We start from the raw sequence: 12,331 nt of genomic DNA, 5'->3' as shown, positions 1-12,331 counted from the left end.
TACTCATGTAATGAACCATACAACCTTAGTCTCGGTCGTGGCAAGGGCTGCGAACGTGCAGGGTCGGGTAGCGTCGGGTCCCATGCAGCAGCAGACCGTCTCCCTGCCCTCCGGCGATCTGACCGTGCGAATCGACGGGCCGGACAGTGGCCACGCGGTGCTGTTGCTCCCGGCCGACGACGACGGCGCAGACGTCTTCGACGACACGGCGGCGCGGCTGACGACCTCGGATCTGCGCACCGTCACGCTCGAGCCCGGCGTGAGTCCGAACGACACCGATCTCGTGGCGCTGCTCGATGCTCTCGGGTTGCCGTGGGTCAATCTGGTCGGCAGGGGAGAGGGCGCCGACCGCGCCTGGTCGCTCGCCGCCCGCACGTTCGGGCGCGTGTCGAGCCTGGTCGTCATCGACCGGGGTCACCCGGCTGTTCGTGACGGCTCCGGTTGCCCGGCAGTCGAATTGCGTACGACGATGGTGGTCGTGGACCCGACCTTCGCGGAGGAGGCGTCCGCGACGAGCCGCTACGTCTACGGCGACTACCGCGTCGTCACGCTCGACTCGTCGACCCCGGACGCCGCGGCCGCAGCACTGGCCACCGAGATCGTGATGCGCACCAGCGCCTGGTGATCATTCGCCGGGCGCGGTGAGGTAGTCGTTCCCCTGCGAGTCGCAGATGTGGACGATGCCGTTGCAAAGCTTCCGGTAATGCCACTGCCCCCGTGTCTTCAACCCGTGATGCCGGCGGCACAGGGGTTGAAGGTTGGCGGCGACCGTCATCCGGCTCTCCGGGGGTCGGTGTGGTCGAACGGGACGACGTGATCGAGGTCGCAGTCCTCGCTGGGCACAGCACATCCCGGATGGACGCACGTCGGATACAGGGCTGTCACCAGCGACGCGATCGCCTCGGACGGCCGGTAGGTCAACGCCCCGGCCGGGGGTACGGCGAAGTCACCGTGGCCGTCGGGGTCGGCGACGGCGCGGTCCAGCGCCGATGGTGGGAGCGCGCGGAGATAGTCGACCTGCTCCCTGGCTTTGCGGGCTGTCGTGCTGCCCAGCTTCCCCGCGGTCGGTGTCCAGCCTGCGGGCATACGGTGGGTGCGGCGGACTTCCCGCCCGGCGGCGGGCACCGGCGGGCCCGGTGGTTCGGAGTCGGTCGGTGGGTCGTGCTCCGGGCAACGGCAGCTGCACCCCGCCCGCGGTTCAGTTCCGCGGGCTGCGGTGATGAGTGCTTGCCACGTCGCATCCCCGGCGATCCTCCGTACAGTGTCCGCAGGAACCGGCCCCCAACCCACGAGGTGCCCCGGCTCCCCTGCCAACCCCGCCGCCGTGGCGGCGTCGAGGACGATGACGGCATGATGGGCCGGTGCGGCCGGCGACGGCGCGTGGGCGCACCTCTCGTCAACGCAGTCGCACGGCAGAGGTGTGCCGGTGATGATCGCATGCGCAGCGTCGAACAACCGCGCCGGCAGCGAACTCGGATCGCACACCCCTCGGGCCGCCTCGACGATGGCCCGCTTCATCCCGGCGATCTGCTCTGCGGGGCCACGAACCTTCAGCTCGGCTTGACCTCGCGGCAGCTTCCTGACCGAGACGTACCGTTCCGTCGTCGCGCGCCCCCGAGCGATGCGGTGCCACTCCGCGTCGAACTCCGCGAGAATCCGATCGACCGCCGCTGCCACCGCACCCGGAGTGCACCTCGACGCGGCAGCGATCACCCGCTGCAGCAGCTCTTCGGTGGCGTTCGGAACCCCGGCCACCGACCGGCACACCGCATACGCCAACAGGCCCGCATCGAACGCCTCCGCCACCGCAGGGTGCGCGGTGCGAATCAGGAACAGCCACTCGGTCACCGTGCGCGTCGACACCGACAACGCCGCCGCGACCTCCGCCACCGCACAGATCTCAGCAGCCTCGGCGTCGAACACCCCACCCGGACCGAGCACCGCCGGCCGACGCGACGACTCCTGCACATACGCACACGACGCCGTGACTGAAAGCGCCAGAGCGGCCTGAGCATCACTCTTGGCAGCCGTCAGCTGGTCCACCGACAGTGTTGTCTCGTACATCGATTCACCCCCCGGTGACGTCCGAACGCAGCGCCCCCCGACGCCAGATCAGACGGTAGCTCACCCCACCGACACACTCCGGGCCAGGAATGTCACGCCAGACGGACACGCCAGTCTTCTACGTCGCACTGCCCGTCATCGCCGTTGCCCGCCGCGATCACGGTGCCGTCCGACCTCAGCCCGAGGGTGTGCGTCGACCCGGCCGCCACTGCGACGATGTCTCGCCACGACGCGACATCGCACTGACCTCGATCGTCGTATCCCGCTGCGACCACGTGACCGTCGTCGAGCAGACCCACTGTGTGCCGACTGCCGGCCGATACGGCGACGACGCCGACCCAGTCGTTCGCATTCCCACCGCTCGCGCCGACGATCGCCACTCTTCCGTCGACGGTCAGAGCGACGGAATGGAGATGGCCCGCCGCGACCGACCGCACGTTCGTCCACTCTGTCACCGAACACTGACCTCGCGAATCGGTGCCTGCCGCGATCACGGTTCCGTCCGAGCGCAGTCCGACGGAGTGCCAGTCCCCGGCAGCGACCGCCACGACACCGGCCCACGACGACACCTCACACGCACCCTCGTCGGTGCGACCTGCGGCCCTGACGGTGCCGTCTGCAGCCACACCCAGTGTGCGTCGCCACCCAGCCGCAACGCCCACGATGTGCGACCAGTCGGTGACGTCGCACTGTCCGTGCGCGTTCCAGCCGGTCGCCACGACAGAGCCGTCGGCTCGCAGCCCCACGGTGTGCGACTGTCCGGTGTTGCGAGCGGTGTGCACGTTCCCTGCGGCCACGGCCACCACGTCGGACCATTCCTCGACGCGGTGACCCGTCACGTCACCCGCGAGAGTGACCGAGCCGTCGGCGCACAGTCCGACGGAGTGGCGACGTCCCGCGGCGAGGACATCCGCGTGTTGTCGCACCCGGCGTCCGATCAGTCGAGATCGAGTCCGAGGAGCGCGTTCTCGACCACCTCGGGCAGTGCCGGGTGGATCCAGTACTGGCCCCGTGCGACGTCGCGGACGGACTGCCCGAACGTGAGGGCCTGGATCAGCGGTTGGATCACGGTCGGCGCCTGCTCACCGATGATGTGCGCGCCCAGCAGACGGCCGGTCGCGCGGTCGGCGATCACCTTGCAGAGACCCTCGTCGTCCTCCATCGCCCAGCCGTACGCGACGTCGGCGTACTTCTGGACCTTGACCGCGATGTCGTATCCCTGGTCACGAGCCTCCTGCTCGGTGAGACCCACCTCGGCGATCATCGGATCGGTGAACACCGCGGAGGGGACGTAGCGGTGATCGAAGCGCTTCCACCCCGTCGTGTCGTCCCACGACGGCTTCAGGACGTTCTCCTGCACCACACGCGCCTCGGCATTGGCGACGTGCTTGAGCTGGTACGGCGACGAGACGTCGCCGAGTGCGAAGACGCCCTCGGCCGACGTGCGGCCGAACTCGTCGACCGCGATGCGGCCGTCGTCGTGCAGGTCGATGCCCGCCTCGTCGGCGCCGAGCTGATCGGCGTTGGGAGCGCGACCGATCGCCACCAGCAGCGCGTCCCCGCGTACCTCGGTGCCGTCCGACAGGGACACCACGACGTCGTCGCCGTCCTGACGGACACCGGTGGCATCGACCGAGAGCCGGACGTCCCACTTGTCCTGCGCGAGCGTGGTGAACTGCTGCGAGATCTCGAGATCCGACTTGCGGAGGAGGCGCTCCTTGCGTGCCAGGACCGTCACGTGCGAGCCGAGGGCCGAGAACACGTGCGCGAACTCCGCGGCGATGTAGCCCGACCCGAGCACGATCAGCCGCTCCGGAAGGGACGGCAGCCGCATGATGTCGTCGTTGGTGTGGAACGTGACGCCACTGTCGCGGATGAAATCGGGGACGGTGGCACGCGAGCCGCTCGCGACGACGACCTTGTCGGCGGTGACGACACGGCCGTCACCGGTGTCGATACGGCGCGGTCCGACGAAGCGCGCGTGGCTGCTGAACAGCGTCACGTTGGGCGAACCTTCGCGGCGGTACTTCTCCCCGCCGTCCGCGATGGGGTCGATCCGGCCGAAGACGCGGTCCACGATGTCGGTCCACCGCACCTTGTCGATGTGGGCGTCGATGCCGTACTTCGACGCCGTGGTGACAGCGCGGGCCACCTCCGCCGCGTAGACGAACATCTTCGTCGGGATGCATCCCACGTTGATGCAGGTGCCGCCGAAGATGGACTCCTCGAACATCGCGACTGTCAACCCGTCGAAGCGCTCGTCGAGAATCGAGTTGCCGGAACCGGTTCCGATGATCGCGAGGTCGAAATGCTGGACATCGGACCCGGTGTCCGCCGTGGCGCTCACGATCCGGTCGCCAGTTCTGCGTGGTCGCCGCCCGAGGGCGCGTCGGACAACCCGCTGCCGCGGTGCCGCAGCCAGTCGTCCATCTCGGCGAAGGCGCGTTCCAGCGGCTCGGGTGTGGAGAGGAAGACGTCGTGGCGGGCGCCCTCGATCGGCACGATCGTCGTGCGGTTGCCCAGGCATCCCGCCCACCGCGCGATCTGTCGGACGTCGAGAACGGCGTCCGCGGCGTCGACGTCCGGCACGTACGTCTTGGAGAAGCGGGTGACCTTGGAACGCAGGATCAGGGACGGTACGCCGATGTCGAGTCCCCGGTGCAGTTCCGCGTGGCCGCGACGGACCGCGCGGATCCAGCCGAGCTTGATGGGGAAGCCTGCCAACGGTTTCCACGACAGGTCGTAGTCCCACTCGCCGTTGCCACCCGAGCTGATGGAGAGTCCGTAGGTGTCCAGACCCTGGCCCGGCAACGCGCGCAGGGGAGCGACGCGGCCCAGGACACCGATCGCGACGGTTCCGACACTGCGCACCAGAGGCGGGCCCTGGAGGTCGAACCACGGACTGTTCAGCACCAGACCGGAGATGCCGGCGGCAGCGGCGCCCCCTCGGGTGCGTTCGAGACGATCGAGCCACAGCGGGACGATGAGGCCGCCCGTCGAGTGCGCCGCCATCAGGACCTCGGCGCCCGTCTCCTCGCGCACGATCGCCAGCGCCCGGTCGAGTTCCTCGTCGTACAGCGCCAGGTCGGACACGAAGTGCGGCGACTGCCCCTCGCCGATGGAGCGTCCGCACTTGCGCAGATCGAGTGCGTAGAACGCGTGTCCCAGATCGGCGAAGTGCTCGGCCAGATGGCGCTGGAAGAAGTAGTCGGTGAAACCGTGCACGTAGAGAACTGCGCCCTTCGGCGTCGCGGAACCCGTCACGGACCGCGTCAGGCGCACGAGAGTGGCCCGCACCTCGCCCTCGCCGTCCGGGTCGGAGCCGAGCGGTATGGTCAGTTGCTCGTAATCGTCACCGAGTACATCGGGCGCCCATGTAGTCACACTCACACAGTAATGGCCGCTTCGCAGGGGTGGCGAGGGGCACAATCGGGTACAGAGACGGTGACTGTCGCGGTGACGCGGCACGGCGCCGCGGACAGCAGCATCCGCACCGCACTCCCTGTCGGGAGTGCCGATGGACGAAGGAAGTCGATCCAGCAGTGGGCGAACACGATCAGAACAGTCAGTCCGGCACCAAGTCGGGATCGAAGGTGGAGAGGACCGACGTCGTCCTGATCGGCGCGGGCATCATGAGCGCCACGCTGGGCACGCTCCTCCGTCAGGTCGAGCCCACCTGGTCCATCTCCGTCTTCGAGCGTCTCGACGCCGCGGCCGCGGAGAGCAGCGACCCGTGGAACAACGCCGGCACGGGCCACTCCGCCCTCTGCGAGCTCAACTACACCCCGCAGGGCAAGGACGGCTCCGTCGACATCAGCAAGGCGCTGAACGTCAACGAGCAGTTCCAGGTCTCGCGGCAGTGGTGGTCGCACGCGCTGGAGGCCGGCGTGCTCGCCGACCCCAAGAACTTCATCAACCCCATCCCGCACGTCAGCTTCGTGCACGGCGAGGACAACGTGAAGTACCTGCGAGCGCGGTACGACGCGCTCTCGGGCAACCCGCTGTTCCCCGGTATGGAGTACATCGACGACGAGACCGAGTTCGCCCGTCGCCTCCCGCTGATGGCGAAGGGGCGCGATTTCAGTGATCCGATCGCGCTCAACTGGTCCGACGGCGGCACGGACGTCGACTTCGGCGCACTGACCAAGCAGCTCCTCAACCACCTCGCGGTGGAGGGCGCGTCGGTCAACTTCGGGCACGAGGTCCGCGACCTGTCCAAGAACTCCGACGGCACCTGGACCGTCAAGGTCTACAACGGGCGGACCGGCGTCACGCGCAAGATCGTCACCAAGTTCGTCTTCGTCGGCGCGGGCGGCGGCGCCCTGCACCTCCTGCAGAAGTCGGGCATCGCGGAGGCCAAGGGCTTCGGCGGTTTCCCCGTCAGCGGTGAGTGGCTGCGGTGCACCACCCCCGAGCTCGTCGAGCAGCACTCCGCCAAGGTGTACGGCAAGGCCTCGGTCGGTGCGCCCCCGATGTCGGTGCCGCACCTCGACACCCGCGTCATCGGTGGCAAGCCCGGGCTCCTGTTCGGGCCTTACGCCGGCTGGTCGCCCAAGTTCCTCAAGCAGGGCAAGATGACCGATCTCGTCAACTCGGTCAAGCCGAACAACCTGTTCTCGATGCTCGGTGTCGGTGTCACCGAGATGGCCCTCACCAAGTACCTCGTCACCGAGCTGCTGCAGTCTGAGACCGACCGCGTGGAGACGCTGCGGGAGTTCATGCCGTCCGCTCAAGGCAAGGACTTCGAGCTGGTCACCGCCGGACAGCGAGTCCAGGTGATCCGTCGCAAGGGTCGCGGCGGCGTGCTCGAGTTCGGCACCGCCGTGATCAACGCGGGCGACGGCACCATCGCGGGCCTGCTCGGGGCGTCACCCGGCGCGTCCACCGCCGTGCCGGCGATGCTGGACGTGCTGAAGCGCTGCTTCTCCGACAGGTACAGCTCGTGGGAGCCGACCCTCAAGGACATGGTTCCGTCCCTGGGCACCAAGCTGGCCGAGAACCCGCGTCTGTTCGACGAGATCTGGTCGCACACCACGCGAGTGCTGCAGCTCGACACGACCTCGGCCACCGGCCGGCAGGTCGCGCACTCCGGAACTGTGTGATACCACCATCACATGACGACGGCGACTGCAACACTCAAGCGATCCTGGGCACTCGACCTGTCGAACGAGACCCTCTACGAGCTGCTCAAGCTGCGCGTGGAGGTGTTCGTGGTGGAGCAGGCCTGCGCCTACCCCGAGCTCGACGGTAAGGACCTGCTCTCCGACACCCGCCACTTCTGGCTCGAGCGCGACGGCAGCGTGGTCTGCACACTGCGTCTCCTCGAGGAGCACGACGACGGCGAGAAGTCGTTCCGCATCGGGCGCCTGTGCACCCACCGCTCCTCGCGCGGGCAGGGCCACACCACGCGTCTGCTGCGGGCTGCGCTCGCGGAGGTCGGGTCGTCCCCGTGCCGCATCAACGCGCAGAGCTACCTGGTGGAGATGTACGCAAAGCACGGCTTCTACCCGGACGGCCAGGAAGTTCTCGAGGACGGCATCCCGCACACGCCCATGCGGCGCGGCGGCGGCAGTCCCTGGAGCGAAGGCGACAAGAACTGACTCGCCTGCACCGACACTGAACAACCGACGAACGTCTCGGAGAAGCCCGTGTGACTCGGGCGCGGTCCCGCCACTGTGACGTGGTCCGGCCTCCTTCAGGAGGTCGGATCACGGAGCCAGATCGCCGAGCGTTCGTGTCACTGCTGCGTGAGGAGACCACGCGCAGCATCGTCTCGACTCCTCGGCGCGGTCACCGAGGTCGAACAGGACCACACGCGTGAATCCCGGATATCCGTTCTCTGCCATCGTCGGTCAGGACCGACTGCTGTTGGCGCTCTCACTCTGTGCCGTTCACCCCGGCATCGGCGGCGTGCTCGTACGCGGTGAGAAGGGCACGGCGAAATCGACCGCCGTGCGTGCGCTGACGGCGCTGATGCCTCCCGTCACGGACTCGGCGGGCACCCGGCCCGCTCGGCTCGTCGAACTGCCCGTCGGTGCGACCGAGGACCGCGTCGTCGGGTCCATCGACTTCGAGCGCATCGTCCGCGACGGCGAACGCGCCTTCACCCCCGGCCTGCTCGCGTCAGCGGACCGTGGCCTGCTGTACGTCGACGAGGTCAACCTTCTCCACGACCATCTCGTCGATCTGCTGCTCGATGCGGCAGCCATGGGCCGGGTACACGTGGAGCGGGACGGTATCTCGCACTCCTACCCGTCGACCTTCGTGCTGGTCGGCACCATGAACCCCGAGGAGGGGGAGCTGCGCCCGCAGCTGCTCGATCGCTTCGGCCTCGCCGTGGACGTCTCCGCCTCCCGCGACGTCGACACGCGGATGACGGTCGTCCGTCGCCGACTGGACTACGAACGCGACGCCGTGGCGTTCGCCGAGGCGCATGCCGACGCCGACGCGGAGATCGCGGCCCGCATCGCCGGTGCGCGGGACCGTGTCGCCGACGTCGAGCTGCCCGACTCGGAACTGCGTCGTATCGCGGCCGTGTGTGCGGCCTTCGACGTCGACGGGATGCGCGGTGACCTCGTCGTCGCGCGCACCGCGACCGCTCACGCCGCGTGGCGGGGCGGCACCACGGTGACCGAGGACGACGTGCGCGTCGCCGTCGAACTGGCGTTGCCCCATCGGCGTCGGCGCGATCCGTTCGCTGCTCCCGGACTCGCGGACGGCGAGCTGGACGACGCGATGTCGCAGGCGGACGAGGACGTGCGACGTTCGGAACCGGAGCCCGATCCCGATCCCGACCCGGACGGCGGCGGCGCACCCGATCCCGCTGCCGAGGACGGTGCTCCCGAACAGTCGAGCTCCGACGATGCACCGTCGGCCGACGAACCGCCTCCGCGGCCGTCGACCGGTGGCAGCTCCGGAACCGCCGCGTCCGGGGACGGCTTCGATGCCCGGCTCCTGCAGATCGACGGTGTCGGCGACGGCGCACCCGGCCGTCGCTCACGCGCGCGGGTGTCCTCGGGTCGTGTCGTGCGTGCGACCGACTTCACTGGCGGCTCACTCCATCTCGTCGGCACTCTGATGCGTGCCGCGGAGCGCAGGGGAGCGGCCGAGTCCGGCCGGTTGTCCATCGCGGGCGGTGACCTGCGCGGCGTCGATCGCGAAGGGCGCGAAGGCAATCTGATCGTCTTCGTCGTCGACGCCTCCGGCTCGATGGCGGCGCGCGACCGCCTGTCTGCGGTCACCGGTGCCGTCGTGTCGTTGCTGCGCGACGCCTACCGACGCCGCGACCGCGTCGCCGTCGTCTCGGTGCGGGGCAGCGACGCGGAGGTGATCCTCCCGCCGACCCGGTCGGTGGACGTCGCCGTCACCCGACTCCGCGACGTACGCACCGGTGGCAGAACGCCGCTCGCGTCGGGCTTCCTGACAACACGCGACGTCGTCGCACGTGAGCGGGTCCGGGAGCCGGGTCGTCGTGCCCTCGTCGTCACCCTGACCGACGGCCGAGCCACCGGTGGGCCCGATCCGGTGGGACGAGCCCGCCACGCCGCCGCACTGCTGGCCGCGGACAAGGTGGCCTCCGTGGTCGTCGACTGCGAGTCCGGCATGGTTCGCCTCGGACTCGCCCGTGACCTCGCGACCGCCCTGCGCGGCACCTACATCTCACTGCCCGAACTGTCGTCGGCGAGCGTGGCCGGCGTCGTCCGGGCCGCAGCCTGAGGAGATTCTCCATGCCACAGGGAGTTCCGGCACCCGGCACCGTTCCCGACGACGGCCTGACCACCAGGCAGCGTCGCAACCTCCCCATCCTCGCCGTCCACACGGGCCCCGGAAAGGGGAAGTCCACTGCCGCGTTCGGCATGGCGATGCGCGCCTGGAACCAGGGCTTCGACGTCGCGGTCTTCCAGTTCGTCAAGAGCGCCAAGTGGAAGGTCGGCGAGGAGTCGGTGTTCCGCACCCTCGGTGATCTGCACGACGAGACCGGCGTCGGCGGCGCCGTGGAGTGGCACAAGATGGGCTCGGGATGGTCCTGGTCGCGCAAGCGCGGCGACGAGGTCGACCATGCCGAGGACGCCCGCGAAGGGTGGGCGGAGATCGCGGCGCGCATCCGCGACGAACGGCATCGCTTCTACGTCCTCGACGAGTTCACCTATCCGCTGCACTGGGGGTGGATCGACGTCGACGACGTGGTGCGCACCCTCACCGACCGGCCCGGCAACCAGCACGTCGTCATCACGGGCCGCAACGCACCCACCGCGCTGCTCGACGCCGCCGATCTGGTCACCGAGATGTCGAAGATCAAGCACCCCATGGACGCGGGTCGCAAGGGTCAGCGCGGCATCGAATGGTGAACGATCTGCCCGCCGTCGTCATCGCGGCCCCCTCGTCCGGCAGCGGAAAGACCACCATAGCCACCGGCATCATGGGCGCACTGCGCGCCGCCGGCCGGCGGGTCGCTCCGTTCAAGGTCGGCCCGGACTACATCGATCCCGGGTACCACGCCGTCGCCGCAGGACGGCCCGGTCGCAACCTCGACGCCGTCATGACGGGCCGCGACGCGATGGTGCCCGCGCTGCGCTGGGGTGCGAGCGGGTGCGACATCGCGGTCGTCGAGGGCGTCATGGGTCTCTTCGACGGTCGCATCGACCCCCACGCCACCGGACCCGCTGCGGAGGGGTCCACGGCCGCGGTCGCCGCCGCGATCGGTGCGCCGGTGATTCTGGTGGTGGATTCGCGAGGGCACAGCCAGAGCATCGGCGCGCTGGTCCACGGGTTCTCGACGTACGACCCCTCGGTCCGCGTCGCCGGGGTGATCCTGAACCGGGTCGGCAGTGAGCGACACGAGGCGGTGCTGCGACAGGCCTGCGACCGGGTCGGCGTTCCCGTGATCGGGTCGGTGCCTCGCGCCGGCGCGCTCGAGGTGCCGTCGCGTCACCTCGGCCTGGTGACCGCAGCCGAGCACGGCTCCGCCGCGGTCGACGCCGTCGCGGCGATGACCGAGCTGGTGTCGCGCCATGTCGACGTCGACGCTCTCGCTCGCATCGCGGCGACGGCGCAGGTTCCGACGGCGGAGCCGTGGAGTCCGGACGCCGCGGTGGGGGTGCGGATCGAGGGTCCGCGTCCGGTGGTCGCCGTCGCCGGTGGCCCGGCGTTCACGTTCGGCTACGCCGAGCAACCGGAGGTGCTGCGTGCCGCGGGAGCGGACGTGGCGGTGTTCGACCCGCGCCACGACCGGTTGCCCGAGGGTGCCACCGGCCTGGTCGTTCCCGGCGGGTTCCCCGAGCTCCACGCCGCCGAGCTGGCCGCCAACGAGCCACTGCTGCACGACATCCGGGCTCTCGCCGACGCCGGGTGGCCGGTGCACGGTGAGTGTGCGGGCCTCCTGTACCTGGCCACCTCGCTGGACGGGCACCGCATGGCGGCAGTGCTGGACCTCGACGTCGAGTTCGGGTCGCGGCTCACCCTCGGCTATCGAGACGCGGTGGCGCTGACGGGGTCGGTGATGTTCGACGTCGGCCAGCGCATCACCGGCCACGAATTCCACCGCACCCACGTCGTCCGGTCGGGATCGTTCGAACCCGCGTGGGCCTGGCGGCGCGACGGCAGCACCGTGCAGGAGGGATCCGTCGGCGCCGGCGGACGGGTGCACGCGTCGTATCTGCACACCCATCCGGTGGCGACGGCCCGGGGATTCGCTCGGTTCGTGGCGGCCTGCCGGCCGTCCACCGATCACGCCGCGAGCAGTCCCTCCAGGTAGTCCAGGAGCCGTGACACCTCCCGCGGGGCGCCGAGGACGACGACCTTGAGCCGGTCGCGTTGCGCGTCGTAGGCGGTGTTGACGCGCAACGGTTCACTGTCGGGTCGCGCGTCCCCGGTGGCTCTGGCGAGCAGTGCGGTCAGCCGATCCGCGGTCTCGCGGTCGACGGTGTCGATGTCGACGATCGAGGTGACCTCGACGCGATGCTCGGTGCGCAGTGTGGAGGCGGCCTGCCCGGTGAACGTCTCGAGGTCCTCGCCGGAGATGCGGTACTGCTTGCCGATGCGGACGGCGGGAAGGCGCCCGGACCGCACGTAGCCGCGGACGGTGCGCACGTGCAGCCCCAGCATGTCGGCGACATCGTCGACCGAATACATCCGCACAGTCATCCAAACAACGTAAACATCCCCTGTCGCACACGTCAATTGGGACATCTACGTGCCCCGTGGCGGCTTTTCCCGGACATGTCGTCGGGAGATTTTTCCGACAGGTTGCCGGTGAACGGCGCGGAAA

11 protein-coding genes are annotated in these 12,331 nt (G+C 69.4%); 6 read left to right on the top strand and 5 right to left on the bottom strand.

Annotation, left to right across the window (positions count from 1 at the left end; translation table 11 throughout):
- Nucleotides 1–82: 82 nt before the first annotated feature.
- Nucleotides 83–625, top strand: a complete 543-nt coding sequence (locus tag QRN16_RS06435) for an alpha/beta fold hydrolase (protein WP_056445022.1) — start codon at nucleotides 83–85, stop codon at nucleotides 623–625.
- 146 nt (nucleotides 626–771) lie between these two features.
- On the opposite strand, the gene QRN16_RS06430 is transcribed toward QRN16_RS06435, so the two are convergent.
- The 4 genes from QRN16_RS06430 to QRN16_RS06415 all read right to left on the bottom strand — a co-directional run bounded on the left by QRN16_RS06430 (nucleotide 772) and on the right by QRN16_RS06415 (nucleotide 5,448).
- Nucleotides 772–2,064, bottom strand: a complete 1,293-nt coding sequence (locus QRN16_RS06430) for a DUF222 domain-containing protein (RefSeq protein WP_285185104.1) — start codon at nucleotides 2,062–2,064, stop codon at nucleotides 772–774.
- A 92-nt stretch (nucleotides 2,065–2,156) separates the two neighbouring features.
- Nucleotides 2,157–2,990 carry an RCC1 domain-containing protein gene (locus tag QRN16_RS06425; protein ID WP_082544492.1) on the bottom strand — a complete coding sequence of 278 codons (834 nt, stop codon included), beginning with the start codon at nucleotides 2,988–2,990 and terminating at the stop codon, nucleotides 2,157–2,159.
- 11 nt (nucleotides 2,991–3,001) lie between these two features.
- Complete coding sequence (gene mtr, locus QRN16_RS06420) at nucleotides 3,002–4,411, bottom strand: mycothione reductase (RefSeq protein ID WP_056445014.1); 1,410 nt, start codon at nucleotides 4,409–4,411, stop codon at nucleotides 3,002–3,004.
- Complete coding sequence (locus QRN16_RS06415; protein ID WP_027505059.1) at nucleotides 4,408–5,448, bottom strand: alpha/beta hydrolase; 1,041 nt, start codon at nucleotides 5,446–5,448, stop codon at nucleotides 4,408–4,410. The genes mtr and QRN16_RS06415 overlap by 4 nt, the downstream gene beginning before the upstream one ends.
- A 158-nt stretch (nucleotides 5,449–5,606) precedes the next feature.
- On the opposite strand from QRN16_RS06415, the gene mqo reads away from it, so the two are divergent.
- From mqo to QRN16_RS06390, 5 genes are all read left to right on the top strand, one after another.
- Entirely contained in the window at nucleotides 5,607–7,166 is a 1,560-nt protein-coding gene (mqo, locus tag QRN16_RS06410; RefSeq protein WP_081821172.1) for a malate dehydrogenase (quinone), read from the top strand.
- Between the two features lie 12 nt (nucleotides 7,167–7,178).
- A complete protein-coding gene (locus tag QRN16_RS06405; protein WP_027505061.1) occupies nucleotides 7,179–7,664 on the top strand; it encodes a GNAT family N-acetyltransferase in 486 nt (161 codons plus the stop codon).
- Between the two features lie 217 nt (nucleotides 7,665–7,881).
- Entirely contained in the window at nucleotides 7,882–9,780 is a 1,899-nt protein-coding gene (locus QRN16_RS06400; protein ID WP_285185097.1) for a VWA domain-containing protein, read from the top strand.
- A gap of 11 nt (nucleotides 9,781–9,791) precedes the next feature.
- The gene (gene cobO, locus QRN16_RS06395) at nucleotides 9,792–10,412 is read left to right on the top strand and encodes a cob(I)yrinic acid a,c-diamide adenosyltransferase (protein ID WP_027505063.1); all 621 of its coding nucleotides are present in this window, start codon (nucleotides 9,792–9,794) and stop codon (nucleotides 10,410–10,412) included.
- Nucleotides 10,406–11,818: a cobyrinic acid a,c-diamide synthase CobB gene (locus QRN16_RS06390; RefSeq protein ID WP_027505064.1), complete on the top strand. Its 1,413-nt coding sequence runs from the start codon at nucleotides 10,406–10,408 to the stop codon at nucleotides 11,816–11,818. The genes cobO and QRN16_RS06390 overlap by 7 nt, the downstream gene beginning before the upstream one ends.
- Here the strand turns inward: QRN16_RS06390 and QRN16_RS06385 are convergent.
- The gene (locus QRN16_RS06385) at nucleotides 11,791–12,207 is read right to left on the bottom strand and encodes a helix-turn-helix domain-containing protein (protein ID WP_027505065.1); all 417 of its coding nucleotides are present in this window, start codon (nucleotides 12,205–12,207) and stop codon (nucleotides 11,791–11,793) included. The genes QRN16_RS06390 and QRN16_RS06385 overlap by 28 nt on opposite strands.
- Between the last annotated feature and the right edge of the window lie 124 nt (nucleotides 12,208–12,331).

It is taken from the genome of Rhodococcus sp. MEB041 (assembly GCF_030208955.1).
Lineage (GTDB): Bacteria > Actinomycetota > Actinomycetes > Mycobacteriales > Mycobacteriaceae > Rhodococcoides.
Note: the sequence above shows the minus strand (reverse complement) of the source record. Positions and strands in the feature narration are given on the sequence as shown.